Source organism: Amycolatopsis sp. A1MSW2902, assembly GCF_017312175.1.
GTDB lineage: Bacteria > Actinomycetota > Actinomycetes > Mycobacteriales > Pseudonocardiaceae > Amycolatopsis > Amycolatopsis nivea.
In genome coordinates this window covers 5855809-5881943 of the sequence record NZ_QJPO01000001.1, presented here as the reverse complement: position 1 = coordinate 5881943, position 26135 = coordinate 5855809, and the positions used below count along the sequence as shown (strand labels likewise).

The window sequence follows — 26135 nt, the reverse complement described above, 5'->3', positions numbered from 1 at the left end:
CGTAACCGGCGACCCCGCGCCGGTAGCCTTGCCACGTGACAGGAGCCGACCAGGCCTCGGCGTTCCGGCTCGCCTACGTTCCGGGTGCGACCCCCGCGAAGTGGGTCCGGATCTGGGGCGAACGCAATCCCGAAGTGCCGCTCGACCTGGTCGCGGTCGCTGCTGCCGAGGCCGCGGGCGTCGTGCGCGACGGTGGGGTGGACGCGGCGCTGCTGCGGCTGTCCGCCGACCGTGACGGGCTGCACGCGATTCCGCTCTACACCGAGACCACGGTGGTCGTCGTTCCCAAGGATCACCTGGTCGCGGCCGCCGACGAGGTGTCCATTGCGGACCTCGCGGACGAGCTCGTGCTGCATCCGCTCGACGACTCGCTCGAGTGGGACCAGCTGCCCGGCAAGCCCGCCCTGGAACGGCCCGAGACGACTGGCGACGCGATCGAGCTGGTGGCGGCGGGCGTCGGCGTGCTGATGGTGCCGCAGTCGCTTGCCCGGTTGCACCATCGGCGTGATCTCACGTACCGGCCGGTCGAGGACGCGCCGCAGTCACGCGTCGCGTTGTCCTGGCCGGAGGGCGAGACCAGCGATCTCGTGGAGCAGTTCATCGGCATCGTTCGCGGGCGCACGGTGAACAGCACTCGCGGGCAGCAGGAAACGCAAGCGAAGACCGGCAAGGCGGCACCCGCCAAAAAGAAGCAGCGCGAACCGGACCGTCGCCGGAGCGTGCCCAAGTCCGGCGGGCGCGGCAAGCCTCGCCGTCGTCGTTGACGTTCAGGGAGCAGCTGTGGATCTCGGGTTGAAGGGCAAGAGCGCGGTCGTCACGGGGGCCAACCGCGGCATCGGGCTGGCGGTTGCCGAGGTGCTCGCGGCGGAGGGTGCTGACCTCGCGCTCGTCGCCCGGGACGCCGAAGCCCTTGCCGCTGCGGAGGAAAGCCTCGGCAGGCACGGCACGAAGGTGGTCGCGGTTCCGACGGACACCACCGACGACGCTGCCGTCGCGGCGATGGCGGAGCGGGTCAAGGCGGAGTTCGGGGCGGCGGACGTCCTGGTCAACTGCGCGGCACCGGCGTCCAGCGGGGCCCGCACGCCGCTTGCGGACCTGCGGGACGAAGACCTGCGCCTCGAGATCGAGACCAAGGTGCTCGGCTACCTGCGCTGCGCCCGTGCGCTCGCGCCGGGGATGCGGGAGCGCGGCTGGGGCCGGATCGTGAACGTCAGCGGGCTCAACGCGCGGCTGGCCGGTTCGACGTTCGGGTCGATCCGCAACGTCGCGGTCGCGGCGATGACCAAGAATCTCGCCGACGAACTGGGGCCGCAGGGAATCGCCGTGACGGTCGTGCATCCGGGCTACACGGTGACCGAACGGACGCCGGAGAAGCTCGCCGAGATCGCCGCTGCGCGGGGAATTTCCGTGGCGGAGCTGGAAAAAGGTCTCACGGCCGGGGTGAGCATCGGTCGGCTGGTGACGGCGGCCGAGGTGGCGGACGTGGTGGCGTTCCTGGCGTCCCCGCGCAGCGTGGCGATCAACGGAGACGCCATCGCGGTCGGCGGCGGCGTCCCCGGGCAGATTTACTACTGAACGGCCTGGAGTTCGCGCGCTGGACTGAGGTAGCCGAGACGGCCCTTGGTCGCGGCGAGCACGATCAGCGCGGCGGCGGCGAACGCGGCGAACAGCAGGTGCTCGGCGATTTTCGGATCCGCGTTGGGGAACAGTTCAGACCAGGCGACGGACAGGTAGTTGTTGATCCCGGCGTGCAGCAGCAGCGCGATCGGCAGGCTTTCGCCGCTGCGGTTGAACACCCAGGTCATCACGAAGCTGATCGCGATCGCGGTGCCGACGAACTCCAGCACCGACCAGACCGTCACGTTCGGCCAGTGGCCCCATTCGGTGAAGAACAACGGCAGATGCCAGACGCCCCACAGCGGCCCGAGGATCAGCGTGCCGCGCAGCGGGCCGTACTTCGGCTGCAAATGCGGGAGGGCGAAATCGCGCCAGCCGGGTTCTTCGGCGAGGCCGGTGGTGAGCACCTGGAGCACGAAACCGAAGACCCACACCAGGATCAGCGACGCGGCAGGGGCCCGGAGCGCGCCGGCGAACGGCAGACTGGCGAGCGTCAGCACGACGGGAACAGCGAAGAGCGCGAGTGCGTACCATCGCCAGTTCACCCGCCATCGCAGCAATCGACCCGCCCACGCGCGCAGCCCGGGACGGCCTTCGGCGAGCGCGGTGACGATGAACGCGGAGAAGATCGGGCCGAGGTACGCGCCGGGGAGCATGCCCAGGATTTGCGTCGTGCCGAGTACCGGCGGGAATCCGAAGTGGACGATGCCTAGACCATTGTCCGAGAGTACATAAGGAAGCCACGCGAGCCAGCTCAGTGCGATGGCGAGCGTGAAGAAAGCCGTGATCGGGCGTCGGGCGACGAGGGCGGTCATGATGGTCCTTTGTGGACGAGTCAGCGGTGGGTGCGGTAGTTCGCGACGAGCGCGATGCCCGAGGCGAGGGTGACGACGCCGAAAACGGTGCTCAGCACCAGGTTGACGCCGAGGGCCGAGGTGATCGCGTTGGCTGCGGCGCTGAGCACCAGCACGCCCCACAACAGCGCCCGGGGAGGTGATTTCGTCATGCCGGGAACGCTACGAACCGGGGCTCGCCAGGACGATCCCGTGCGCGGGAGGATCTAGGTACAGCAGGCTGTACTCCTTCGCTCCGAGGCGGTGCCGGGGCGGATTTCTGGGCTAGGGTTCGGCGGGGTGGGAGGTGCGATGGCAACCGCAGGCGAACCGACGCCGCGTCCGTGGACCGCGCGCGTCCGGGCTGCTCTCGACGCGCTGGAACACCTCGTCGGCGGGATCGGCACCTCGGTGCTGGCGCTGTTGGTGCTGCTCGGCGTGGCCGTGGTCGCGGTGCTGAGCCTCGTGGGCGTCGGTCTGCTGCTGGCCCGGCCGATGCTGCGCGTCGTGCACGCGGTCGCCGACCGGGAACGGATCCGGCTCACCGCGATGAAACCGGACGTCATCAGCCCCGGCCCGGGCCCTGAACGGCTCGGCGCGGCCCTGCGCGAGCGGACGGTGCAACGCGAACTGCTGTGGGTCGCGATCCACGGTGCGGCGGGTTTTCTGCTCGGCTTCATCGCGCTGACGATCGTGCTCAACACCGCGCGCGACGGGCTTTTCCCGCTCTACTGGTACCTGCTCCCGCCGGACGAGGCGACGGCGTCGCTCGGCTGGCCGGTGCACAGCCTGGCGGAGGCGCTCCCGGTGTCGCTGCTCGGCGTCGCGTGGGCGTTCCTCTCGGTCGCGCTGCTGCCCGCGATGGCTCGGCTGCAGGCGCTGCCCGGCCGACGCCTGCTGCCCGCGGGCTCGGACGCTGACGTCACGCTCCGGATCGCCCACCTCACCGCCACCCGCGCCGCCGCGCTCGACGCGCATTCCGCCGAACTGCGCCGCATCGAGCGCGCGCTGCACGACGGCACGCAAAACCGGCTGGTCGCGGTCAATGTCCTGGTCGGCGCGGCCCGCCGGGCAGCCGCCCGGGGTTCGGCAGACGTCGACGAAATCCTCGGCCGCGCGCAGGACGCCACCGAGACCGCGCTCGCCGAACTGCGCGCGGTGGTGCGCAGTATCCTGCCGCCCGTACTGGCCGACCGAAGCCTCGCCGACGCGCTGACCGCGCTCGCCGCGGACTGTCCGGTGCCGTGCACCATCGACGCCGACCTGCCCGGGCGGTATGCCGTTTCGGTGGAGGCGTCGGTGTATTTCGTGGTTGCTGAGGCGCTGACGAACGTCGCGAAGCACAGCGGTGCCAGCCGTGTTGAGGTGGTCTTGCGGCGAGAGGATGACGTGCTGCACCTGTGCATCACCGACGATGGCCGTGGTGGTGCGGCGGAGTCTGGTGGTTCGGGGCTTGGTGGGATGCGACGTCGGATTGAGGCGCTTGATGGAACTTTCGCGCTGGCGAGTCCCGCTGGCGGACCGACGACTGTGACGGTGAGTTTGCCATGCGGATTGTGATCGCCGAGGCGCTTACGAACATTGCCAAACACAGCGGTGCGGAGGTGGTTTTGCGCCGGGAGGACGATGTGCTCCACCTGCGTATCACCGACGACGGCCGTGGCGGTGCGGCGGAGTCCGGTGGTTCGGGGCTTGGTGGGATGCGACGCCGAGTCGAGGCGCTTGATGGAACGTTTGCGCTGGCGAGTCCCGCTGACGGACCGACGACTGTGACGGTGAGCTTGCCATGCGGATTGTGATCGCCGAGGACGACCCGTTGCTGCGCGAGGGTCTCGCGCTGCTGCTGCGGGCCGAGGGTCTCGACGTCGTCGCGACCACCGACAACCCGACCGATTTCCTTGCTGCGGTGGACAAACACGAGCCGGACACCGCGGTCGTGGACGTCCGGATGCCGCCGACGCACACCGACGAGGGGATCGTCGCGGCGGTCGAGGCTCGGCGGCGGCGGCCGGGGCTGGCGGTGCTGGTGCTGTCGGCGTATGTCGAGCAGGCCTTCGCGACCGACCTGCTCGGCAGTGGCAGCGCGCGGCTTGGGTATCTGCTCAAGGAACGCGTCGGACGGGTCACCGAGTTCATGGAAGCGCTGAACCGGGTGGCCGACGGCGGGACGGCGATCGATCCGGAAGTGGTCGCGCAATTGCTGACCCGGACGCGTGCGGATTCCGGGCTGGAACGGCTCAGCCCGCGCGAAAGGGATGTGCTGGCGCTGATGGCGGAGGGATTAGGGAATGGTGCCATCGCGGAACGGCTCGTGGTGACGGACGGCGCGGTCCACAAACATATTCGCAGCATTTTCGCGAAACTGGATTTGGCACCGGACGACAGCGCGGATCGGCGGGTTACCGCGGTCCTGCGTTATTTGGAAGAAGCACGCCGTTGATCCTTCGCGTGCTTCTGAGTGAAGCGGTGAAGGCTTGACGGCATGCGGCCCGGGAGGGGCTGACGGGCGTCCGGCGAGGGCGAAATGGGCAGCGTTCACCGACATTCGGCCGCGCACAGTTCACCCGGACGAGTGCAGTATCGGACGCACCCCGAACGGGCCTAAGCCCACCCGGGCGCGTGAAAACCGCACCGGAGCTGTCCGGTGCGATCTCGGCTGGGACGAGCCCGCCGGTGTCTATTTGCCCGAGCCGGGCTTCTCCTTCGCCGCGCCCTGGGCAACGTCCTCTTCGGACCAGTCGAGCCCGGCCTCGGCGACCACGCCGTCGAAGATCGGGGTGGCCACGGCCTGTTCCGCGCTCACGACGCGCTCACCACGTCGATGATCGCGTCGGCCGCGATCCACTGCGGATCCGCGTCTCTTGCCTGGCCGTCGACCTGGACCGGGACCCAGGTGACCGCGGTCGCGTCGTCGGTGACCGGGGCTCCGGTGACCACCCCGCGCCGGCACAGCTGGCGCCTGCCGGTGCGCTGGCCGACCAGGTAGGTGACCCGGTGGCCGGTGGACAGTTCGGACCGGTGCTGTTCGCCGTCCATGTGTTCCTCCCTGCACGCCACCCTTGTGGGCGACGCTCGCTTCATCGACGCGACTCGCTCCCCTCGGGTCGATGACGCACTCCCGGTCCGTGATCTGGGCCACAGCGACGCAACGGCCGCGGTGAACGCGACACCCGCATCGAGGCAACCCGACCACAGACAGTCATCCCGCTATACCCAAAGTAACAGGTACAGTGGCGTATCCGGTATGTGACCCGGCGATACACTCGCGCGGATGACGTCCTCAGGTACTCCGCCCGACGGGCGGGCCACCCGGTGGGCAGGGCAGCGCGAACGCCGGCGCCGGGAGTTCGTGGAAGCCGGTATGCGCGCGATCGCCCGGTTCGGGCCGGAGGTGTCCACCGAGCAGATCGCCGACGAGGCCGGCGTCGCTCGCACGCGCATTTACAAGCATTTCGCCGACACCGCGGACCTGCAGCGCGCTATCGCGTTGCGGGCGGCGGAAATGATCGGCGCGCAATTCTCGCCGTTGTGGGGAGTTTCCGGCACTCCGCGCGAAATGGTGCACGCGACGATCGGCGCGCATATCGAATGGCTTTCCGAACACCGCGCGCTGTATCAATATCTGATGCGGCAGTCGGTGACTGGGCCGCGCGACGTCGTGGCGGACGTGAAAACCGCGATCGCCCGGCAGCTGACTGTGTTGTTCGAGTACTACCTCGGCCTGTTCGGCGCGGACCAGCGGGTCGGCGAAACCATCGCGTACGGGCTGGTCGGCTTGGTCGAGTCCAGCACCGCGCACTGGCTCGACGCCCCGCGCGGCATCGACCGCGAGGATCTGCGCCAGTTGCTCGCCCGCTGGGTCTGGTCGATCCTCGACGACACCTTGCGCACGGTCGGCGTCGCGCTCAACCCGGACTCGCCGCTGTCCGATCTGGACTACCGCATCCTCGACTGACCGCGCGAAAGAGCCCCTCGCGGGAATCCCCGCAAGGGGCCCTTCTCGGACCAGCGCGTCAGGCCTTCCGGCCGACCCCGCCCGCGATGCACTCCTGGACCTGGTTCAGCGGCTGGTACCGCGGGCCGTCCGGCCACCAGTCCTCGCACAGCACGAGGCCCGGGTCGACCAGTTCGGTGCCGCCGAACATCCGGCCGATCTCGTCCCAGGTGCGGAAAAGGCCGCTGCCCATCGGGCTGTGCGTGAACTTGTCCTCCATCCGCCGGGCGATCTCGCTGTGCTCGGGCGTCTGCGGGTCGAGGAAGTGCGCGACCACCACGAACGACCCGGACGGCAGCGCGTCGACGTAGGTCCGCATCATCTCCTCGTAGTCGTCGCCGAGGTAGTGGTGCAGGGTTCCGTTGTGCAGCAACGCGATCGGCTTCGTCCAGTCGAGGAACTCGCGCGCGGTCTCGTTCTGCAGGATCTGGTCGGGCTTGAAGATGTCCGCTTCGATGAACCGGGTGTTCTCGTTCTCCTCCAGCAGCGCGCGCCCGTGCGCGAGGACCACCGGGTCGTTGTCCACGTACAGCACGCGGGCTTCGGGGATGATCCGCTGCACGACCTGGTGCGTGTTCTCCGCCGTGGGCAGGCCCGAACCGCAGTCGAGGTACTGGGTGACCCTGCCCTGGGTGGCGAGGAAGCGGCAGGCGCGGATGAGGAAGTTGCGGTTGGCCCAGGCGAGGTCGTTGACCTCCGGGGCCACGGTCCGCACCTGGTCGAGCACCCTGCGGTCGATCTCGTAGTTGTTCGTGCCGTTCAGCGCGGCGTCGTACACCCGGGCAATGCTCGCTCGCGTGATATCGACCCCGACCGGGTGCGAACTGGGCGATTCGACGGCCTCGGTCATTTCTGGCGTCACCTCGGATGTGTCGGACGTCTCTTTGGTCTACTCACCGTAGACCTTCCGGGCTGTCAAGCGACCGCCAGGAGGAGGACAACCGGAGTGGGTGACAGATTCTTGATTCATTCCAGAAAATCGGGCAGACTCCCGGGCATGCCGACGACCACGGACTTCGAGCAGCTGCTGCGCGGAGTGCAGTTGCGGATCACGCGCCCCCGGGTGGCCGTGCTCTCCGCCGTGCACGCCAACGCGCACGCGGACACCGAATCCGTCATCGGCATGGTGCGCGCGGATCTCGGCGAGGTGTCCCACCAGGCCGTTTACGACGTGCTGCGCGCGCTGACCGACGCGGGGCTGCTGCGGCGCATCCAGCCGCCCGGTTCGGTCGCGCGGTACGAGGCCCGGGTAGGGGACAATCACCACCACGTCGTGTGCCGCTCGTGCGGTGCCATCGAGGACGTCGACTGCGCGGTCGGGGAAGCGCCTTGCCTCACCGCTTCCGACGCGCACGGTTACGTCATCGACGAGGCCGAGGTCGTCTACTGGGGCCGATGCCCCGCCTGTTCGACGGCAGCAAACTGATTCTGATTTCCGGAAGGATTCCCGTGTCTGACACCCCGAACGCCGAAGTCGGCGAGATGAATGAGGAGACCGCTGGCGGGTGCCCGGTCCACACGGGCCGCTTCGCGCACCCGACCGAGGGCGGCAGCAGCCGTGACTGGTGGCCGAACCAGCTCAACCTGAAGATCCTCCGGAAGCATCCCGCCGTGGCGGACCCGATGGACGACGGCTTCGACTACGCGAAGGAATTCCAGAGCCTCGACCTCGACGAGCTCGCCCGCGACGTCGACGCGGTGCTCACCGACTCCCAGGAATGGTGGCCCGCCGACTTCGGCAACTACGGCCCGCTGTTCATCCGGATGGCCTGGCACAGCGCCGGCACCTACCGGATCGACGACGGCCGCGGCGGAGCCGGCGCCGGGCAGCAGCGGTTCGCGCCGCTGAACAGCTGGCCGGACAACGGGAACCTCGACAAGGCGCGCCGCCTGCTGTGGCCGGTCAAGAAGAAGTACGGCAAGAAGATCTCGTGGGCCGACCTGATGATCTTCACCGGCAACCGCGCGCTCGAGACGATGGGCTTCAAGACCTTCGGCTTCGCCGGCGGCCGCGCCGACGTGTGGGAGCCGGACGAGGACGTGTACTGGGGCCCGGAGCGCACCTGGCTCGGCGACGAGCGGTACAAGGGCGACCGCGAGCTGGAGAACCCGCTGGCCGCGGTCCAGATGGGGCTCATCTACGTGAACCCGGAAGGCCCGAACGGCAACCCGGACCCGATCGCCGCGGCGCGCGACATCCGCGAAACGTTCGGCCGGATGGCGATGAACGACGAGGAGACCGTCGCGCTGATCGCGGGCGGGCACACCTTCGGCAAGACGCACGGCGCGGCCGACGCGGACGTGCACGTGGGCGCCGAGCCGGAAGGCGCCTCGATCGAGCAGATGGGCCTCGGCTGGAAGAACAGCTTCGGCAGCGGCAAGGGCCGGGACGCGATCACGAGCGGGCTGGAGGTCACCTGGACCCCCACCCCGACGAAGTGGAGCAACTGGTTCTTCCACAACCTCTTCACTTACGAGTGGGAGCTGACCAAGAGCCCGGCGGGCGCGCACCAGTGGAAACCGAAGAACAACGCCGCCGCGAACACCGTGCCGGACCCGGAGACCGGTGACCTCAACCGGGCGCCGAGCATGCTGACCACCGACTTGGCGCTGCGCTTCGACCCGATCTACGAGCCGATCTCGCGCCGGTTCTACGAGAACCCGGACCAGTTCGCGGACGCCTTCGCCCGCGCCTGGTTCAAGCTCACTCACCGCGACATGGGCCCGGTCCAGCGCTACCTCGGCCCGCTCGTGCCGCAGGAAGAGCTGATCTGGCAGGACCCGGTCCCGGCCGTCGACCACGAGCTGGTCAACGACGCGGACGTCGCCGACCTCAAGGCGAAGGTCCTCGAGTCCGGCCTTTCGGTCGCGCAGCTGGTGTCCACCGCGTGGGCGTCGGCCTCGACCTACCGGCACAGCGACAAGCGCGGCGGCGCGAACGGCGCCCGCATCCGCCTCGAGCCGCAGCGCGGCTGGGAGGTCAACGAGCCGGACGAGCTGGCGCAGGTGCTGCGCACGCTCGAGGGTGTCCAGGAAGCGTTCAACAGCGCGCAGACCGGCGGCAAGAAGATCTCGCTCGCCGACCTGATCGTGCTGGCCGGCGCGGCGGGCGTGGAGAAGGCGGCGAAGGACGGCGGCGTCGAGCTCACCGTTCCGTTCACGCCGGGCCGCACCGACGCGACGCAGGAGCAGACCGACGCGGACTCGTTCGCGCCGCTCGAGCCGAAGGCCGACGGGTTCCGCAACTACCGCGGCAAGGCCAACGCGCTGCCGTCCGAGTACCTGCTGGTGGACAAGGCGAACCTGCTCAACCTGAGCGCGCCGGAGATGACCGTGCTGGTCGGCGGCCTGCGCGTGCTGGGCGCGAACTACCAGAACTCGGCGGCGGGCGTGCTGACCGACCGGCCGGGCGCGCTGACGAACGACTTCTTCGTCAACCTGCTCGACATGGGCACCGAGTGGAAGCCCGCCGACGGCGAGGGCCCGAACGCGGAGTCCTTCGAGGGCCGCGATCTCGCCACCGGCGAGGTCAAGTGGACCGGCACCCGCAACGACCTGGTGTTCGGCTCGAACTCCGAACTGCGCGCCGTCGCCGAGGTCTACGGCAGCGACGACGCCAAGGAGAAGTTCGTCCGCGACTTCGTCGCCGCGTGGCACAAGGTCATGAACAACGACCGGTACGACCTGGTCTGAGTTTCCTGATCAGCTGATCGGAAAAGGGCTCCTTGCGGGAATTCCCGCAAGGAGCCCTTTTTTCGCATCACCCGGGTCGCGCGCGACGGTCAGCTCTGGACGAGCTTGCCCATCGCGTTGACCTCGTCGACGTCGCCGGTGTTGAAGAACGACCACGGCACGGTCACGAAACCGCTGTCGCCCCAGCCGGAGCCCCAGCTGTTCTCGATCTTCACGCCCTGGTCGTTGTAGGCCACGATGGTCACCTCGTGCCCGCCGACGACCGGGTCGCTGTTCGAGTCGCCGGGCAGGTACGAGTAGTCGCTCGCGGTCGAGGAGTTCAGGTCCATGAAGCTCTGGTGCACGGTGAACCCGATCGCGACCGGCTCGCCCTGGGAAATGGCGTTCTCGATGTCGGACCGCGCCGCGTCGCCGCTCGTGGACAATTGCGTGTAGCCGGACAGCTTGTAGTGTGCGGCATTCGCTTTTTCGTTCTGGTCGGGCTGAGTCGTGTAGTCGAAATCGCCCTGCCAGTAGTCGGATTTGGTGTCGATGCCCTGCTGCTGTTCCATCGGCAGCGCGACGCTCGCCCAGGTGCCCTGGTCGTTGCCCTTGGCGATCTGGGAGTAAATGAACATCGGGGCCATCGGGCCGCCGCTGATGCCCTGCTCGTTCATCAGCACGCCGTAGCCGGTGTAGCCGGTGGCCCAGGTGACGCACGAGCCGACCTGGCCCTGGTCGCCGGGTGCGTTGGCGTACTGCGTGAGGTCGCCGCTGGAGGGCAGTTCGGCGGTGGTGCGCTGGTGCACGGGGAGCGCGGAGTTCGCGTGGGCGTGCATCCTGGACTGCGCGGCCTTGAGCCCGGCGACGTTCAGCCCGAGGCCGTGCTTCTGGTGCTGCGGGTGGTGCTGGGCGGCGGCCGCGGAGGCCGGGGTCGCGCCCATCGCCGCGGCCATGCCGGCGGCGGCGAGCAGGGAAACGAGTGCGGACGTTTTTCTGATCTGCATTCTCATACTCCTTGTGGGCATGCAGAAAAAGAAATCGGAAAGGGTGGGGAGGTGGATCCGACCACAGCAAAGGTAGATCGGCGGAAATTTTCCGGGAACCTACGAAAGGAGGGAACGTATCAACTGCGGTATTTGCGGGGGATCGATCAAGCGGACATTCCGCCCGTTATCGCCGCTATTCCGGCGTACTGGTCCATTATGGACTCGTGGGAAACCCTTGCCCCCGCAGTGGTTTGAACCATTCGGCGAGGTTTTCTCGTAGTGCGCGGACCATTGCCGGGGAGAGAAGCACGCTGCGCGTCGCGTGCGAAAGCCGCCGCAGCGAACCGCCGGGCGATGCGGGTGCGCTGGTGCGGCGGGCTACCGCGAAGTACGTGAGCGCAACCCGCTACGGAGAAACCTCAGTCCGGCAGCGGGGTCGTGCGCGCGCCGTTGAGGAGGGCGTCGATCGCCCATCGGGAACGTGTGTCCGCGTTGCCGGAGAACAGATTCCCGCTCGCCGCGGCGATGTTCGGATGCGTTTCCGGCGAGAGTCCGCGGACGGTTTCGGCGAGCGCGTCGTGCTGCCGTTCCGCGTCCGGGCGGTCCTTGCGGGTGCTGTGCTCGACCGCGCTGGCGGTGGCGACGAGCAGCAGGAGGTCGACCGTCCACGCGGCGGGGCCGGACGGTACCCCGGCTTCGGCGAGCAGGCCGAGCACGGTGTCGACGACGGCGAGGTAGTTCGGTCCGTTCAACGGCGTCACGAGTGCGACGCGGGCGAGCCCGGGGTGCGCGTACAGGACGTCGCGGTAGGTGGACATGACTGTCCACAAGCGACTCCGCCAGTCTCCTTCGGCGGCGCCGGCGGTGGTGGGGACTTCGCCGAGGAGTTCGTCGAGCACCGCGGCGTGGAGTTCGTCGGTGTCGCGGACGTAGACGTAGAGCGAGGCCGGGCCGGTGTCCAGTTCCTTCGCGAGCCGCCGCATGGTGACGCGTTCGGCGCCTTCGCGGCGCACGACGTCGAGAGCGGCCGCGACGATGCCTTCGCGGCTCAGCGCGGGCTTGGCGGGACGTTCCCGGCGGTTGTAGCCACTCGCGGTCATCCGCCCATGGTAGGCGCACGCCGCCCGAACGGTCTGGACCTTGGCCGGTCTACTCGGCGAGCACGCGGTCCAGGGTGGGCTGGACGTCGGTCCGCAGGATCGCGCCTAGGTAGACGGCCGCGACCCGCTGCTGCTTGTCCACGATCAGCGAGATCGGCACCGCGCTTAGCGGGAGGCCGCGCAGCCGCAGGGCGACCCGGCCGGACGGGTCGAAGATCGACTCGTAGCTGAGCCCGAGGTCCTTGACGAAGTCGGCGGCGTACTTCGGGTTGTCGCGGACGTTGAGGCCGAGCACCCGGATCCCGCGGGCGCGGCCGGAGTCGGCGATGGTCTGCAGAGTGCGCGCTTCGGCACGGCACGGCCCACACCAGGCGCCCCAGAGGTTGAGCAGGACGACGTTGCCGGAGTAATCGGCCAGCGACAGGTCCTTGCCGGGTTCGCGCAGGCTCTGGCCCTTGAGGTCCGCTACCTTTTTGCGCTGCTCCACGGGATAGTGGATGGTCGTCTGCCCGCCCGGCGAGACGAATTCGAACGTGTCCGACTGGCTGACCGCGTCCTTCCCGGTCGCGCACGCGGTGAGGGGCAGCAGTGCCAGCAGAAACAGGCGACGGGCGAGGCGCACACGGCATGGTATCGCTGATACCGCGGGCGGCCTCCGCCCCGGTTTCCTAGGCTGGACCTCGTGTGGGAGAGAGCGCGGGACCGGTTGCGGAGCAGGCTGGCCGACGGCTTGGCCCGGTCCGGGCTCACGCTGCCCTGGTGGGTGCCGATGGGGACGACCGCCTTCACGGTGATCGGGCTGATCGTCGCGGTCGGGCAGCGGGCCGGGTCCGCGCTTCCGGTCGCGATCGGCGGGTTTCTGCTGGCCACGGCGTCGACGCTGCTGTGGGTGTGCACCGGGCGGCTCGCGCCGTCGTGGGTGAAGGCGCTCGGGATGCTCGCCGGGATCGGGCTGCTGCTGACGCATCCGGTGGTGCCGGACTTCGCGCCAATGCCGCTGATCGTGCTCACCGGCGAACTGGGGTCCATCGCTTCGGCGCGGGTCGCGTTCGCGGCGACCGGCGGGGCGATCGCGGTGCTCGGGGCGGCCGCGCTGACCGTCGGGCTGGTCGGGTTCCCGGTGTACATGCTCGCGGTGGTGGTCGGGATGGCTGCCGGGTTCATGTTGCGCTGGTACGTGCGTGCGCTGGACGCCGAGCGAGGCAAGCAGGAGGCCGTGCGCGAACAGGCGATGCTCGGCGAGCGGCAGCGGATCGCGCGCGAGGTGCACGACGTGGTCGCGCATTCACTGAGCATCACGTTGCTGCACGTCACGGGCGCGCGGCACGGGTTGCGCACGGATCGCGACGTCGACGAAGCCGTCGCGGCGCTCACCGAGGCGGAGCGGATCGGACGGGCGGCGATGGCCGATATCCGGCGCACGGTTGGATTGCTCGCGCAGGAGTCGGCGGGGACGCGGCCGTTGCCCGGTGCGGGCGACATCGCGGACCTGGTGGCCGAAACGTGCGCGGCCGGACTGGTCGCGGACTACGAACTGAAGGGCGACGTGACCGTGGTCGACAGCACGGTGGGGCTGGGGCTCTACCGGATCGTCCAGGAGTCGCTGGCGAACGTCGTCAAACACGCACCGGGGGAGAAGGCGTTGGTACGACTGGAGATTGACGCGGCGGACGCGCGGCTGACGGTCCGCAATGGACACAACGGCGCGGCGCGCAACGAGGGTGGTTCGGGGTTGGCGGGCATGACGGCGCGAGCGGATCAGCTCGGTGCGCGGCTGGCAGCCGGACCCGAGGGCGGCGAGTGGGTAGTCGACGTGGCGGTGCCGTTGGCGCGCGGGGCCGCGTCGTGACCGCTGCCGCCGGGGAAACGCGGGTCTTGCTCGTCGACGATCAGGAGCTGGTGCGATCCGGGTTGCGGTTGATCCTGCGTCGCCGCGACGGGTTCGTGGTGGTGGGCGAGTGCTCGGACGGCGACGAGGTCCCGGCCGCGCTCGAAGCGGCCGGCGGGGTCGATGTGGTGGTGATGGACCTGCGGATGAAGCGCGTCGACGGCATCGAGGCGACGCGACAGCTGCGTGCGTCCGGCCCGCGCCCGCCGGTGCTCGCGCTGACCACCTTCGATGACGACGAGCTGCTCGCCGGGGTGCTGCGCGCGGGCGCGGTCGGATACGTGCTGAAGGATTCCTCCGCGGAGGACCTGATCCGCGCGGTGCGAGCGGTCGCGATGGGCGAGGCGTGGCTCGATCCGGCAGTCACCGGACGCGTGCTCACGACCTACCGCGAGGCGGCGGTGGATCGCCCGGCGATGCCGTCCGGATTGTTGACGCCGCGCGAACTGGATGTCCTGACCGCGGTGGCGCGGGGTTTGACCGACGCGGAAATCGCCGGAACGCTGGGGATTTCCGCGAGCACGGTCGAGGCGCATTTCGAGCGGCTGTGCGCGAAACTCCGCCTCCGCGACCGGGCGGCGGCCATCGTCTACGCCTTCGACCACGGCCTGGTCACCCCTGGCACAGCCCCTGCTCCGGTCGATCCGGATTCGTTGCGGTTCAGCGTCCTCGGCCCGTTGCAGGCTTGGCGAGGGCCGAACCTGCTGGACCTGGGCCCGGTGCGGCAACAAGCGCTGCTCGCGGCGCTGGTCCTGCGCCCGGGCGAGACGGTCAGCCCCGGGGAGTTGCTCGACGGCGTCTGGGGTTTGGAGCCGCCCGGCACCGGTGGCCGGGTGGTTCCGGTTTACGTGCACCGCCTGCGGAAATGTCTGCGCGGGGCTGGCGAGCGGACGGAAGACTCGGTCATCGGCAGCGACCGCGGCGGATACCGCTTCGCCGGGGAGCGAGCGCAGCTGGACGTCACCGAGCTGACCGACCGGATCTCGGAAGCCGCGACCGCCACCCGAGGCGGTGACCCGGCAGTCGCGGTCGACGCGTACGACGGTGCGCTGGCCCTGTTCCATGGCGAGCCCTTGGCCGGATTGCCCGGCCCGTTCGTCGAGGGGGAACGCGTGCGCCTGACCGAGCGGCGGCTGACGTTGGTGCAGGAGAAAGCCGTGCTGCAGCTGAAGCTCGGGCGAACCGACGACGTCGTGCACGAGCTGTCGGCGTTGCTGGCGGTGCATCCGCACCGGGAACCGCTTGCGGTGTTGCTGATGCGGGCGCTCCACGGTGGCGGCCGCCGGGCGGACGCGCTGGCGGTGCACCGGCGGATACGGGAACGGCTGCGGGCGGACCTGGATGTCGAACCGGGGGCGGAGCTGGACCGGGAATTGCGGGTGGTGCTCAGCTCGGATCGGGGTCCCTCGTGAGTGCGCACGGGACCCTGCACCATGTCGAGTTGTGGGTGCCGGACCTGGCCCGCGCGGTCGCGTCGCTGGGATGGCTGCTGGAAGAGCTGGGATATCAGCGGTTCCAGGACTGGGAGGCGGGACGCAGCTGGCGGCTCGGGCCGACGTACCTCGTGGTCGAGCAATCCCCGGCGCTGACCGCGGACCGGCACGACCGTTGCCGGCCGGGGCTGAACCACCTGGCCTTTCACGTCAAGGACGCGGCGACGGTCGAGCGGTTGGCCGCCGACGCCGCCCGGCACGGGTGGCAGCTGATGTTTCCGGAGAAACATCCCCATGCGGGCGGCGCGGAGCACTACGCCGCGTACCTGCAGAACGACGACGGCTTCGAGGTCGAGCTCGTCAGCTCTGCTGCGCGGTGCTGACCGGAGTGCGCGGGCGGCTTTGGCTCGGGTACTGCGAATCCGCCGAGTCCGAGTCCGAGTCCGAAGAATCCGCGTACTGCGAAGAAGCCGGATAACGCGACGAAGCCTGCGAAGAAGAATCCGAAGAGCTGGAATCCTCCCCGGAGCCGCCCTTCGACGCCTCGCTGAGCTTCGTCATCAGCTGCGTCGCGGCTTCCAGCCCCTGCGTCACCGAAGTGATCAGCTGCAGCAGGTTGTCCGAGTCCGACAGCAAAACCCCGAGCTTCTGCGCGATCTGCCCGCCGTACTGCGTCGCGATCGCCACCGCCTGCGGGATCGCCGCCGCGATGCTCGCGCCGAAGGTCGCCTGCGCGGCGGCGAACGCCTGCGTCATCAGCTGGATGATCTGCCCGACAGCCTCCGAAATGAGCCCGCCGACCTCCTGCTGCGCCTTCGCGACGACCTTCCCGGCTCCGGTGGCCGCCTTGGCCATCGCGATGCCGGCCTGGCCGACAGCCTCGACGCAGTCCGCGTGCTGGGAGCTGTTGTCGCGGTAGCTCGAAGCAGAAGAACCGCTCCACTCCGATGTTTCCGGACCCGTCGACTGCCGGTAGTCGTCCGCGACGGACGACACCTGCTGGCCGCCGCCCTCCATGCCCTGCGAGTGCGACGACACCGAATCCGGGTTGCCCTGCAACTGTTTCAGCGGTTCTTCCAGGAACCGCACCAGTTCGGTGATCATCCCGAACCCGGCGGAGGTCAACGCGGCGAGCGGGTCCTGCGACGCGCCGAGCAGGTCGAGCGCGGTGGTCGCGCCGCCGAGCCCGGCGGACACCCAGTCGTGGTTCTCGACCGCCTTCGTGGTGGTCTTCAGGTCTGCCAGCAGCTGGCCGGAGTCGGTCACGGCAGGTCCTTCCCGGGCAGCGAAGCCGCGTTGCCCTGGTCGCGACGCTCGTAGCTTTCCGCGGCCTGCGTGAGATTCGCGCTCACTTTGTCCACAGTGGACGACGCGTGCGAGACGGCGTCGTTGGTCTTGCCGACCGCTGCTTGCAGGCCGACGGTGAGGAACTGCACGAAGACGCCGAGCGCCTGGTCGCCGAGTCCGGACGGGGCGCTGCGGGCGACATTGCCGAGCCGGTCGGCCAGGTCGCCGACGGTGGCCGCGTGCCGGCGCAGTTGCGCGGGGTCGACCTCGAAGCCGGCGGTCACGAGATGATCCCCGGGTTCGCGAAGTAGTCGTCCTCGCGCGGCGCGGCGGGAGCGGCCTCGACCGGCAGGTTGTCGCGGACGAGCTGGAGTGCCGGGCCGTCGCCGACGTAGTCGGTCATGATGTCCACGACCTGCGCGCCGGCCTGGCGGTGCGCGTCGTGGACGGTGGCGAGGATGAGCCGGGCGAGCGCGTCGGCTTCCAGCGCGCGGGCGGCGGGGCTCAGCCGCAGGTCGGTCAGTGCGCCGCTCGGGCCCACCTCGACCTCGACCTCGCCGCGCGGGGACGCGGCCCGGCCGCCGACGCGGCTGAGGCTCGCGCTCGCGGCCTCGGCGTTCGCCTGCATCCGGGACAGGTTTTTCTGGTAGTCGGCGAGCCAGGCCGCCGAGTCTTGGATCGGCACGGAAGATCCTCCGGTCGTTTTCGGTGCGGTCATCACGGCCGCCGGGCGGCGGTGGCCAGCTCGCCGAGGGCGAAGCGCAGGTCGGCCGGGCGCAGCGAGTTCACGCTGAGCCAGCCGCCCCGCGCGGGGTTGATCCGGACGCGGCCGCGCGGTCCGTCCATCCAGGACAGTTCGCGGCCTGCCCTGGTGCGCCCGTCGCGGGTCGCGCCGAGCTGGCCGCGGCCGGTCAGCGGGACGACGAGGCCGACGAGGCTGTCCAACGCCGCCGGGTCTCCGCCGCTGTCGTGGACGAGGTCGCGCAGCCGGTGCGCGCGCGAGGCGTCGTCCTCGTCGTCGGTGAGTGCCATCGCCTCCTTGACCGCGTGCGCGGGCAACGTGACCGGCATCGTGCGGGCCGCCTCGACCTGCGGAATCTCCGCGAGCACGGCGTCCACCAGCGCGGTCTCGTCCACCCGGCGCACCGACAGCGTGTCGGCCTCGAGCCGTTGCCGGCAGATCAGCGCGGAGGACCGGTAGACGAGTGCGGTGACGGCGGTCGCCCCCTCGGCGTCCGCCACCACCAAATCGACGATGCCGCGGCGTTCGCGCAGTGCGGTCACGGCTTCCGCGGCGAGGCCGTCCGGTCCGGATTCGTCCGCGAGACCGCGCGCTTGCAGCGCTTGTCCGGCGGTGGCGAACAGGATCTCGCGTTCGCCCTCGATCCGGCCGTAAGACGGCACCTGCAACGGAAACGGCCAGCTCGCCCCGGCGTGCACGGCCAGCAGGTCGGCCTCGACAAGTCCGATGTGGACGGTCTCGTCGCCGGCGCGCGGCAGCACGGCGGTCATTCGGCTTGCCGTTCGAGCCGCTGGAACGCTTCCTGCACCCCGGATTCGTGCTCTTGATAGCGCCGGATGCCCGCCTGCAGCGCCTCGTGGAATCCGGTCAGCTCGGTGTCCGCCGCGCCCAGTTCGCCGGTGAGCCCGGCGTGCCCGGCGGCCTCGCGCAGCCGCTGCGCCAGGTGCAGGGCGGGCGGCGCGGTGCCGAGCTGCGGGAGCCGGTCGGCGAGCCGTCCCGCCGAACCGACGAGTTCCCCGGTCTGCTCGCCGAGTCTGCCCAGCGCGGCGACCTGCCGGTCCAGCGCGTTCGGGGCGACCTCGTGGCCGGTCATCGGAAGCTCCTGTCTTTTTCGGCCGTCACAGCCCGATCACCGGGCTGATGGTCTTGTCTTCGGGGTGCAGGAGCGGCTGGTCGAGGACCGGCATTTTGTTCTTGTGCTCCTCTTCCTCCTCCTGTGCGGCTCCCGCGCCGCGGCCGGGCATCATCCCGTTGCCGCTGGCCGCGCGGGCGGCGGCCATCTCCGCCATCGCCGCGTTGCGGGCGAGCAGCGCGCCCTCCATGCCGAGCGCGGAGCGGATCCCGGCGGCCATGCCCGATTCGACCGGGGCCGCGGTGGTCAGCGCGCCCCACGGCATGCCGCTTCCCGCGCCGGTCCCGGCCCCGCCGAGCGGACCGACGTAGCTCGACGCACTGGTCGACTCGTCCGCGCCGTAGGAATCCGCGGTCGTCGCCCCGGCGGGCGGCGGATTGATCGCGTGCGAGCTCTTGTGCAGGCTGGCTTCGTAGCGCTGCATCACGTGCACCGCTTCGGCTTTCTGTTCGGCCGCCGCGACATTCGCGGCGAACATGCTGGCCCCGCCGCCCGCGACCGCGCCGATCGCCGCGCCCATCAACGCACCCGGACCGGCCCCGATCCCGCCCGCTCCGGCGCCGAGGATCCCGCCGATGACCGCACCCGCACCCGCTCCGGCCGCCGCGGCGGCGACCACGCCCCCGGTCGGGTCGCCCGGCGGTTTCGGCATCGTGTTGCGCGCGACGGCGAGCGAATCGCCCGCGTTCTGGGCCGCGCCGCCGACGGTCCCGGCGCGGTCGCCGATCCCGGACGCGCGCTCGCCGAGCGAACCCAGCCGTCCGGAAGCGCGTTCGGCGGCCTGGCCGCTCCAGTTCTCGTGCAGCGTCCCCTGCTGCGACTTGAGCGAATCGGCGTGCGACCGCATTTCCGAACCGTGCCGCTGCCATTCGGCGGCGACCGTGCTGACGTCGCCGACGTCGGCCTTGTCCCACAGCATCTGGTACAGCTGCTGGTGCGTGTAGGCGTTCCAGTTGGTGCTGCCGGGCGGGATCGGGGCCCCGAAGTAGCCCTCCCACACGTTGCGCAGCGCGGACACGACCGGTTTGGCCAGGTCGCCGACCGGTCCTGCCTTGTCGAGTCCCGCGAGCGCCGAGTCCGCCAGGTTCTCCACCCCTGCCGACGCGGCGTCGACCACTGATCCGGATTCGCCGGTCATACCCCCACCTTCGCCTCTGCCCGGCAGGCTGTCGCCAGGCACTCGCGCACGGTAAGGGGCGGCGATGAAATCACGATGAAAGCTGTGATCACCGGGGCGGGACGAGGTCTCCGCTCTCGATCCGGGCGGCGGTGCGGGCGAGCCACGCGGCGTCGTGCCGGAGCCGCGAAACCAGGAAATGCGCCTCGATCATCTGCAGTTCCGGCAAATCGGCGTTGTCGAGCGTCGCGGACAGTTCGTGCTGCTGGTCGCGGACCCGTTCCGCCCGGTCGCGCAGCAGGGTCACCGCGCGGGCGGGCGGCAGTGCGCCGAGGTAGGCCAGCGCGATCAGGAACCGGGAATCGAGGTTCGGGTCGGCGTCGCGCAGTTGCCGTTCGATCCGCTCGCGGAAGTCGGCGAGGCCCGCCTCGGTCAGCCGCACCGGCTGCGGATCGCCGTCGCCGTCCGGTTCGACGAGCCCGTTCCGGGTCAGCGTGCCGACCAGCGTGTACACGGTCGACGTCTTCGGGTTCAGGAACGGATAGCGGGTGCGCAGCTCGCGCAGGAGCGCGTACTGGTGGCGCGGGGTTTCCACGAGCAAGCCCAGCATCGGCAGCACGAGCGGGTTGTCGAGAGCGTTCGTCGGCACCGGACCAGGGTAGCGCACGTTAGTCGTATACGAGTACATTGCTCGTATACGACTACTGGAGGAGATGCTCGTGATCGTCTTTGGCGTGTGGCCCGGCGTGGTCAGCACGGATCTGGTGCGGCTGGAAACCTTCATCGACGCGCCGCCGGAGGACGTCGAACGGACCGCGGAAGCGCTGCGGGACCTCGCGAAGGGCACGGAACGGTTCTACGTGCGGTGCTACCGCAGTTACCGGGGCCCGCACGCGCCGACGCCGCCGAACCCGGTGCCGTATCTCGGCGACGGGCGGGTGGTCGACTACGTGCTCGGCTACAGCAGTCCGGAGGCCGATCCGGACGGGTTCGCCGACGCGGTGCGCGCCGCGGTTCGCGAGGTCGCCGAGTTAGGCGGCGGGAAACTGCAGGTCTGCGAGGAGGTCAACGTGGCCGCGCCGCTGGACGGCGGCAGTCCTGGTTGCTACGAAGCGCTCGGCGCCGGGCTCGCGGCGGCGCTGGACGAGCGGACGCGGCTCGGGGTCGACGTGGCGATCGGGTTCAACGCCGCGGTCGCACTGCCCGGCGATCCGTTCTGGGCCGCGGTGCAGTCGGCAGTGGCTCCGGAGGTGCTGGCTCGGGTCGATTTCCTTGGCCTGGACTTCTTCCCGGACGTTTTCCGTCCAGTGCCAGCCGACGCGTTGGTCGGTGCGGTGACCCACGTCGTGCGGTCGTTTCGCGAATCCGCGTCGGCGATCGGGATCCCGGCGAGCGTGCCGATTCATATCACCGAAACCGGATGGCCGACCGGGTCGGAGAATTCGGAGGAACAACAGGTTCGGGTGATGGAATCCGTGGCGCGCACGGTGCTCGGGTTGGCTGCCGAGATCGGGGTGGATACCTACGAGATTTTCGGGCTGCGGGACGGATTGTCGAGTGGTCCGCGGGAAAACCGGTTCGGGCTGCTGCGCGACGACTATTCCGCGAAACCGGTGTACGAGACGGTGAAGCGGCTGATTGCCGAGCATTCTTCCTGACTTCCGGATTTGCGAAAGGTGGACATTCCGCCGCGCGCAGGACTCGGTTAGTGCCATCTGGCCCCTGGTCACGGGGAAGGCGAGGCCCGATTCTGGATCGGTCAGAGATCACCAGTGCCTTCAGGGAGATACCGTGCGCAGAAAGAAGTTGGTGGCAGGCGCGTTGGGTGCCTGCGCACTGGTCATGGGCGTGGCGCCAGTGGCCAGCGGCTACGTCGGCGAGCAGTTGCCGGACACCGCCCGGCAGCCGGCCGGTGCGGCTTATCGCGACGGCGATTCCGCCTCCGCCACGCTGAAGGACGCCAACGGCAACGAGGTCGGTTCCGCGTGGTTCACCGCCGACAACCGTTCGCACGCCGTCTGGGTCGAGGTGTACCTCACCGGTCATTTCACGCCCGGTTTCCACGGTATGCACGTGCACGAAAAGGGAAACTGCACTGTCGGCGACCCGAAGAACCCGTTCACCGCCGCCGGCGGCCACCTGATGCCGATGGACCACCACACCGGACTGCCGATCGGGCAGCTGCCGTCGGTCCAGGTGCGGTCGAACGGCCGCGGGTACCTCAAGTTCGTGCTGGACACCTTCACCCTGGACCAGCTGTTCGGTCCTGACGGGACCTCGATCATCGTCCACTCGAAGTCCGACAATTTCGCGAACATTCCCGCCGACCGCTACAGCGTCCGGGGCGACCCGAACGCACCCGTGCCGGACGAGAAAACCAAGGCGACCGGCGACGCGGGCACTCGGTTCGCCTGCGGTGTGATCACCCGGGACCAGAACTGACCGAGTCCTTTGTGGACTCAAGTTCAGCGTGGTCCGTGAAGGGCTCCTTGCGGGAATCTGATTCCCGCAAGGAGCCCTTCACGGACCGGCAGCCGGGGTCGCCGAGCCGGCGGCTACTACGATCGGGGCATGTCTAGTCAGCCGGTCACGCTCTCGCGGCCCGTGCGGTTCTTCAGTTTCGCGTCCGCGGCGAGTCTGCGCTGGACCGGCTTCGGCGGGGTGCTGCTGCTGGCCGTCGCGGTGTACGCCGGGGCCGCCGGGATGTCCGGGGTCCTGCCGTTCGCGGGCGGGATCGCCGGTGTCGGGCTGGTGGTGCTGGCGTGGGCGCTGCTGGGCGGGCGCGTCCTTGCCTCGGACCTCCCCGACGCGGGCTGGCTGAAGCGGACGCTCGCGTTGTGGTGCGGGCCGTTGCTCGTCGTGCCGCCGCTGTTCAGCGGGGACGTCTTCAGCTATCTCGCGCAGGGTGCGGTGGCCGCGCACGGGTTCGACCTCAACGTCGTCGGGCCGCAGCAAGCACTGGGCTCGGCGTCGGACATCGTCGGGCGGGTCAGCGTTTACTGGCGCGAGACGCCGTCGCCGTACGGACCGTTGTTCGGCGCGGTCGAGCGGGTCATCGCGCAGGTGTCCGGCGGGAATCCGATCGTCGGGGTCGCGCTGCACCGGCTGATCGAGGTGGCCGGGCTGGTGCTGATCGCGTGGGCGGTGCCGCGCCTGGCGGCCGCGGCGGGGGCGTCGCCGCGGGTCGCGTTGTGGCTGGGCGTGCTGAACCCGCTGGTTCTGTGGCACGTGGTCGCCGGGACGCACAACGACTCGCTGATGCTCGGCCTGATGGTCGCGGGCGTGGCGATCGCGCTGAACGCGCTGGGCGACCGGATTCGCTGGTGGCCGCTCGCGGGCGGGGTGCTGCTCATCGCGCTCGGCGCGGAGGTGAAGGTGCCCGCGCTGGTCGCGCTGGCCGCGGTCGGCACGGCGATTGCCCGGCGGCGCGGGCGGATCGGCGAGTTCCTGCTCGCCGGCGCGGCGATGGTCGTCGTCTTCGCGGCGGTGGCGGCGGCGGTTTCGCTGGCGTCGGGGATCGGGTTCAGCTGGGTGTCCGCGCTGACGACCTCGGGGGAGGTCAACAGCTGGATGGCGCCGACGAACTGGTTCGGCTTCCTCGTCGGCGGCATCGGTTCGTTGTTCGGCGCGCACATCACGCAGACGATGATCGGTGTCGGCAAGATCATCGGGTACGTGCTCACCGCGGCCGCGATCGTCGTGGTGCTGCAGCGGCAGTGGACCGGCCGGATCAACGCGGTCCGCTCGCTCGGGCTGATGCTGAGCGCGGTCGTGGTCTTCGGGCCAGTGGTCCAGCCGTGGTATCTGCTGTGGGCGGTGATTCCGCTGGCCGCGTCGCTGCCCGCCGGACGCGTGCGGTCCGTGGTGATCACGCTCGTCGCGGTGTTTTCGGTCGTGCTTCCGCCGGTGGGCGGCAACTTCAGCGGGCGCGTCGGGTTGCTGGTGCTCGCGTACGTGATCGGGCTCGCGGTGGTGGTCGCAGCGTTCTTCGCGCTGCGGAAATCCTCCACAGTGGACTAGCGCTGGCGCGGCCGGATAGGTTGCGGTCATGGACATCGAGGTGCTCGTGTTCGACGTGCTCGGCACGCTCGTCGACGAACCGGCCGGAATCCGTGCCGGGATCCGGAAATTCGCGCCGTCGCTCGCCGCTGCGGAAGTCGAAGAGCTGCTTCTGGTGTGGCAGAAGCACGTCGAGCAGGAGCAGGGCCGCATCGTCGCCGGGGAACGGCCGTACGTCGCGAGCGATGCCATCGACCGGGAAGCCGCGCAGGCGGTCGCCGACGCGGTCGGTACCGGCGATGTCGCCGAGTTGGCGCTCGCGGCCCGGCGACTGCCGCCGTGGCCGGACACGGTGGACGGCCTCGCCCGCCTTGCCGAACGATTCCCGCTGGTCGGCCTGTCCAACGCGAGCCGGACCGTGCTGCTCGACCTGTGCGCGAACGCCGGATTGCGGTGGCACACCGTGTTGTCCGCCGAGAACGCTCGCACCTACAAGCCCGCCCCGGACGTCTACCGCCTGGCCATCGACGTCGCCGGTCGCGCGCCCGAGCGGCTGCTGATGGTCGCGGCGCACGCGTGGGATCTGCGCGGGGCGCAGGAAGCCGGGTTCCGCACCGCGTACGTCGGCCGTCCGGTCGGCGATCCGCCGGGTCCCGACGATCGGTTCGACTTCCACGCCGACGGGCTTGCGGACCTCGCCGAGCAGCTCGAACACGGTCGCGACTGAACCCAGGACCAGGCATGATCTCGGCGTGACCGATCTCAGCGACTTCGAACAACGGCTCGTCGAAGCGGCCCGCGAAGGCGAACTGCTCGGCGCCGCCCAGATCGACGTCGCGGACCTCGCCGAAACCGAAAGCCCGGACCACGTCGTGCGCGCGCAGGTCCTCCGCGACCTGCTGCTCGGCAGGCACGGCGACCTCGACCCGCGCGGGATCATGCTCGCCAGGGCCCGGATCACCGGTCTCCTCAACCTCGACGGCGTCTCCGCGGCCGCCGGGCTGATGCTGCTGACCTGCGTTTTCGACCAGATTGTGCTCGCGCGCCAGGCAAGGCTGCCGCACCTGTACCTGATCGGCGGGCGGATGCCTGGCCTGCACGCGTCCCGGGTGCGGATCGAGGGAGACCTGCACCTGTCCGACGGCGTGCGGATCACCGGGGACAGCCCGGACGGGGCGATCCGGCTGATCGGCGCGCACCTCGGCGGGAGCCTGCTGTGCCGGGACGCCGAAATCACGAACCCGGCCGGGCTCGCGCTGGAGGCGAGTTCGGCGGAGCTGGGCAGCGGGCTGTACCTGCACCGGGGAACGCGGATCACCGGCTCGTCGGCCGACGGCGCGATCCACCTCAACGGCGCGTGCATCGGCGGTCCGCTGGAGTGTCAGAGCATCAAGGTTTCCAACGATCTCGGGCCGGCCATCGAGGCGGACACCCTGACGGTCGGTCGCAGCATGCTGATCCGCGACTCGGAGTTGAGCGGCAAAGGCGAGATCGGCGCGGTGCGGTTGCAGGGCGCGCAGATCGGCGGGCAGCTCGAGTTTTCCGCGACCACGCGGGTCACGTCGCCGGAAGGACGGCTGCTCGGGCTCTCCGACGCGAAGGCGACCACGGTGTTCATGCCGGACAAACTCGTGTGTCCCGGCGGCAGCACGAGCGCCGAGTGCGACCACCCCGAACTGGCGTGGCTGGACGGGTTCACCTACGCCGCCATCGATCCGTCGTTCGGCTGGCGGCGATGGCTGCACCTGCTTCGCTGCCACACCGAGTACTACGACGCCACCGGTTACCAGAAGCTGGCGGCCGTCGAACGAACCGCGGGCCACGACGGCAACGCGCGCACCATCCTGATCGCGCAGCAGGACGACCTGCGCCGCCGTTCGCCGGAAGCGCTCGGCGGTCGGATGTCGCGGCTGTTCCACTGGATCTGGGGCACGCTGGCCGGATACGGCTACCGCGCCCGGCGTACGGCGGCGGCGTTGCTGCTCGCCCTCGTCGCGGCTGGAGCGCTCGGATTGTGGGCCGGGGCAACGGAAACCCAGCCCGGACACCACGCGGCACAACGCGTCGCGACCGGTGCGGCGTGCTCCCCGGTCGAGCTGATCGGTCTGGGACTCGACCGAGGCTTGCCGATCGCGCCGACCGGCTTGCGGAGCCGCTGCGACCTCGACACGGCGAGTGTCGCCGGGCAGGTGTTCACCGCGGCGATCTGGGGAGTGCAGATCGCGGTGTGGGGACTCGCGACGCTGGCGCTGGCCGGATACACGAACCTGGTGCGCAAAACCGCCTGACCTTCCGCGCTGCTCACAGCAGATCTGCCGTCGGCAGAGAAGGC

Annotated in this window: 31 protein-coding genes; 16 read left to right on the top strand and 15 right to left on the bottom strand. The window is 69.9% G+C overall.

The features are described from left to right. Positions 1 to 35 precede the first annotated feature (35 nt). Positions 36 to 764, top strand: coding sequence for a LysR family substrate-binding domain-containing protein (locus DMP23_RS26960; protein ID WP_238608081.1), 729 nt, complete (start codon positions 36 to 38; stop codon positions 762 to 764). Between the two features lie 16 nt (positions 765 to 780). Then, positions 781 to 1575, top strand: coding sequence for an SDR family NAD(P)-dependent oxidoreductase (locus DMP23_RS26955; RefSeq protein WP_337822917.1), 795 nt, complete (start codon positions 781 to 783; stop codon positions 1573 to 1575). On the opposite strand, the gene DMP23_RS26950 is transcribed toward DMP23_RS26955, so the two are convergent. Then, positions 1569 to 2432, bottom strand: coding sequence for a CPBP family intramembrane glutamic endopeptidase (locus tag DMP23_RS26950; RefSeq protein WP_337822916.1), 864 nt, complete (start codon positions 2430 to 2432; stop codon positions 1569 to 1571). The two genes, DMP23_RS26955 and DMP23_RS26950, sit on opposite strands and share 7 nt — an antisense overlap. A gap of 20 nt (positions 2433 to 2452) precedes the next feature. Further along, positions 2453 to 2623: a hypothetical protein gene (locus tag DMP23_RS26945; protein WP_158691536.1), complete on the bottom strand. Its 171-nt coding sequence runs from the start codon at positions 2621 to 2623 to the stop codon at positions 2453 to 2455. Between the two features lie 139 nt (positions 2624 to 2762). Between DMP23_RS26945 and DMP23_RS26940 the strand changes: the two genes are divergently transcribed. The 3 genes from DMP23_RS26940 to DMP23_RS26930 are packed head-to-tail and all read left to right on the top strand — an operon-like array spanning position 2763 to position 4890. Further along, positions 2763 to 4010, top strand: coding sequence for a sensor histidine kinase (locus DMP23_RS26940; RefSeq protein WP_337822915.1), 1248 nt, complete (start codon positions 2763 to 2765; stop codon positions 4008 to 4010). Next, complete coding sequence (locus tag DMP23_RS26935; protein ID WP_337822914.1) at positions 3998 to 4249, top strand: sensor histidine kinase; 252 nt, start codon at positions 3998 to 4000, stop codon at positions 4247 to 4249. Before DMP23_RS26940 ends, DMP23_RS26935 begins: the two co-directional genes overlap by 13 nt. After that, positions 4237 to 4890, top strand: coding sequence for a response regulator (locus DMP23_RS26930; RefSeq protein WP_043839448.1), 654 nt, complete (start codon positions 4237 to 4239; stop codon positions 4888 to 4890). The genes DMP23_RS26935 and DMP23_RS26930 overlap by 13 nt, the downstream gene beginning before the upstream one ends. A gap of 237 nt (positions 4891 to 5127) precedes the next feature. On the opposite strand, the gene DMP23_RS26925 is transcribed toward DMP23_RS26930, so the two are convergent. Together DMP23_RS26925 and DMP23_RS26920 are read right to left on the bottom strand one after the other, a co-directional pair. Next, positions 5128 to 5253 carry a hypothetical protein gene (locus tag DMP23_RS26925; protein ID WP_337822913.1) on the bottom strand — a complete coding sequence of 42 codons (126 nt, stop codon included), beginning with the start codon at positions 5251 to 5253 and terminating at the stop codon, positions 5128 to 5130. Then, positions 5250 to 5486, bottom strand: a complete 237-nt coding sequence (locus DMP23_RS26920; RefSeq protein WP_037820561.1) for a hypothetical protein — start codon at positions 5484 to 5486, stop codon at positions 5250 to 5252. The genes DMP23_RS26925 and DMP23_RS26920 overlap by 4 nt, the downstream gene beginning before the upstream one ends. A 235-nt stretch (positions 5487 to 5721) precedes the next feature. Between DMP23_RS26920 and DMP23_RS26915 the strand changes: the two genes are divergently transcribed. Next, entirely contained in the window at positions 5722 to 6405 is a 684-nt protein-coding gene (locus tag DMP23_RS26915; RefSeq protein WP_037820558.1) for a TetR/AcrR family transcriptional regulator, read from the top strand. 58 nt (positions 6406 to 6463) lie between these two features. Here the strand turns inward: DMP23_RS26915 and DMP23_RS26910 are convergent, their stop codons facing one another. Further along, positions 6464 to 7294 (bottom strand): SAM-dependent methyltransferase, encoded by an 831-nt coding sequence (locus tag DMP23_RS26910; RefSeq protein ID WP_037820552.1) that lies wholly within the window; start codon positions 7292 to 7294, stop codon positions 6464 to 6466. Between the two features lie 147 nt (positions 7295 to 7441). On the opposite strand from DMP23_RS26910, the gene DMP23_RS26905 reads away from it, so the two are divergent. Then, the gene (locus tag DMP23_RS26905; protein ID WP_037820549.1) at positions 7442 to 7870 is read left to right on the top strand and encodes a Fur family transcriptional regulator; all 429 of its coding nucleotides are present in this window, start codon (positions 7442 to 7444) and stop codon (positions 7868 to 7870) included. Positions 7871 to 7893: 23 nt separating this feature from the next. Beyond that, positions 7894 to 10137 (top strand): catalase/peroxidase HPI, encoded by a 2244-nt coding sequence (katG, locus tag DMP23_RS26900; RefSeq protein ID WP_337822912.1) that lies wholly within the window; start codon positions 7894 to 7896, stop codon positions 10135 to 10137. A gap of 89 nt (positions 10138 to 10226) precedes the next feature. Here katG and DMP23_RS26895 read toward each other — a convergent pair whose 3' ends face one another. The 3 genes from DMP23_RS26895 to DMP23_RS26885 all read right to left on the bottom strand — a co-directional run bounded on the left by DMP23_RS26895 (position 10227) and on the right by DMP23_RS26885 (position 12827). Beyond that, the gene (locus DMP23_RS26895) at positions 10227 to 11123 is read right to left on the bottom strand and encodes a C1 family peptidase (RefSeq protein ID WP_037820547.1); all 897 of its coding nucleotides are present in this window, start codon (positions 11121 to 11123) and stop codon (positions 10227 to 10229) included. 401 nt (positions 11124 to 11524) lie between these two features. Next, positions 11525 to 12205: a TetR/AcrR family transcriptional regulator gene (locus DMP23_RS26890; protein WP_037820546.1), complete on the bottom strand. Its 681-nt coding sequence runs from the start codon at positions 12203 to 12205 to the stop codon at positions 11525 to 11527. A 49-nt stretch (positions 12206 to 12254) separates the two neighbouring features. Further along, the gene (locus DMP23_RS26885; RefSeq protein WP_337822911.1) at positions 12255 to 12827 is read right to left on the bottom strand and encodes a TlpA family protein disulfide reductase; all 573 of its coding nucleotides are present in this window, start codon (positions 12825 to 12827) and stop codon (positions 12255 to 12257) included. Between the two features lie 60 nt (positions 12828 to 12887). Here DMP23_RS26885 and DMP23_RS26880 point away from each other — a divergent pair, with 60 nt between their 5' ends. From DMP23_RS26880 to DMP23_RS26870, 3 genes are read left to right on the top strand one after another with little or no spacing between them, the layout of a single operon-like run. After that, the gene (locus tag DMP23_RS26880; protein WP_337822910.1) at positions 12888 to 14054 is read left to right on the top strand and encodes a sensor histidine kinase; all 1167 of its coding nucleotides are present in this window, start codon (positions 12888 to 12890) and stop codon (positions 14052 to 14054) included. Next, positions 14051 to 15505 (top strand): BTAD domain-containing putative transcriptional regulator, encoded by a 1455-nt coding sequence (locus DMP23_RS26875; RefSeq protein ID WP_337822909.1) that lies wholly within the window; start codon positions 14051 to 14053, stop codon positions 15503 to 15505. Before DMP23_RS26880 ends, DMP23_RS26875 begins: the two co-directional genes overlap by 4 nt. Next, a complete protein-coding gene (locus DMP23_RS26870; protein ID WP_337822908.1) occupies positions 15502 to 15909 on the top strand; it encodes a VOC family protein in 408 nt (135 codons plus the stop codon). The genes DMP23_RS26875 and DMP23_RS26870 overlap by 4 nt, the downstream gene beginning before the upstream one ends. Here the strand turns inward: DMP23_RS26870 and DMP23_RS26865 are convergent. The 7 genes from DMP23_RS26865 to DMP23_RS26835 form a co-directional block, all read right to left on the bottom strand. Next, complete coding sequence (locus DMP23_RS26865; RefSeq protein ID WP_337822907.1) at positions 15887 to 16792, bottom strand: hypothetical protein; 906 nt, start codon at positions 16790 to 16792, stop codon at positions 15887 to 15889. The genes DMP23_RS26870 and DMP23_RS26865 overlap by 23 nt on opposite strands. Next, entirely contained in the window at positions 16789 to 17097 is a 309-nt protein-coding gene (locus DMP23_RS26860) for a type VII secretion target (RefSeq protein ID WP_037820537.1), read from the bottom strand. The genes DMP23_RS26865 and DMP23_RS26860 overlap by 4 nt, the downstream gene beginning before the upstream one ends. Next, a complete protein-coding gene (locus DMP23_RS26855; protein WP_043839644.1) occupies positions 17094 to 17498 on the bottom strand; it encodes a YbaB/EbfC family nucleoid-associated protein in 405 nt (134 codons plus the stop codon). The genes DMP23_RS26860 and DMP23_RS26855 overlap by 4 nt, the downstream gene beginning before the upstream one ends. Positions 17499 to 17530: 32 nt before the next feature. Beyond that, on the bottom strand, positions 17531 to 18325 hold the full coding sequence (locus tag DMP23_RS26850; protein ID WP_337822905.1) for an ESX secretion-associated protein EspG: 795 nt from the start codon (positions 18323 to 18325) through the stop codon (positions 17531 to 17533). Next, complete coding sequence (locus DMP23_RS26845; RefSeq protein WP_037820534.1) at positions 18322 to 18648, bottom strand: hypothetical protein; 327 nt, start codon at positions 18646 to 18648, stop codon at positions 18322 to 18324. Before DMP23_RS26845 ends, DMP23_RS26850 begins: the two co-directional genes overlap by 4 nt. Positions 18649 to 18673: 25 nt before the next feature. Further along, the gene (locus DMP23_RS26840; RefSeq protein WP_043839425.1) at positions 18674 to 19825 is read right to left on the bottom strand and encodes a WXG100 family type VII secretion target; all 1152 of its coding nucleotides are present in this window, start codon (positions 19823 to 19825) and stop codon (positions 18674 to 18676) included. Between the two features lie 88 nt (positions 19826 to 19913). Continuing rightward, on the bottom strand, positions 19914 to 20453 hold the full coding sequence (locus DMP23_RS26835) for a PadR family transcriptional regulator (protein ID WP_337822904.1): 540 nt from the start codon (positions 20451 to 20453) through the stop codon (positions 19914 to 19916). A gap of 70 nt (positions 20454 to 20523) precedes the next feature. Here DMP23_RS26835 and DMP23_RS26830 point away from each other — a divergent pair, with 70 nt between their 5' ends. From DMP23_RS26830 to DMP23_RS26810, 5 genes are all read left to right on the top strand, one after another. Next, on the top strand, positions 20524 to 21462 hold the full coding sequence (locus DMP23_RS26830; RefSeq protein ID WP_337822903.1) for a hypothetical protein: 939 nt from the start codon (positions 20524 to 20526) through the stop codon (positions 21460 to 21462). Positions 21463 to 21595: 133 nt separating this feature from the next. Then, positions 21596 to 22246 (top strand): superoxide dismutase family protein, encoded by a 651-nt coding sequence (locus tag DMP23_RS26825; RefSeq protein ID WP_337822902.1) that lies wholly within the window; start codon positions 21596 to 21598, stop codon positions 22244 to 22246. A 129-nt stretch (positions 22247 to 22375) separates the two neighbouring features. Next, the gene (gene mptB, locus DMP23_RS26820; RefSeq protein ID WP_337822901.1) at positions 22376 to 23824 is read left to right on the top strand and encodes a polyprenol phosphomannose-dependent alpha 1,6 mannosyltransferase MptB; all 1449 of its coding nucleotides are present in this window, start codon (positions 22376 to 22378) and stop codon (positions 23822 to 23824) included. 28 nt (positions 23825 to 23852) lie between these two features. Beyond that, positions 23853 to 24530 carry a haloacid dehalogenase type II gene (locus DMP23_RS26815; RefSeq protein WP_337822900.1) on the top strand — a complete coding sequence of 226 codons (678 nt, stop codon included), beginning with the start codon at positions 23853 to 23855 and terminating at the stop codon, positions 24528 to 24530. A gap of 25 nt (positions 24531 to 24555) precedes the next feature. Beyond that, on the top strand, positions 24556 to 26091 hold the full coding sequence (locus DMP23_RS26810) for a hypothetical protein (protein ID WP_337822899.1): 1536 nt from the start codon (positions 24556 to 24558) through the stop codon (positions 26089 to 26091). Positions 26092 to 26135: the final 44 nt, after the last annotated feature.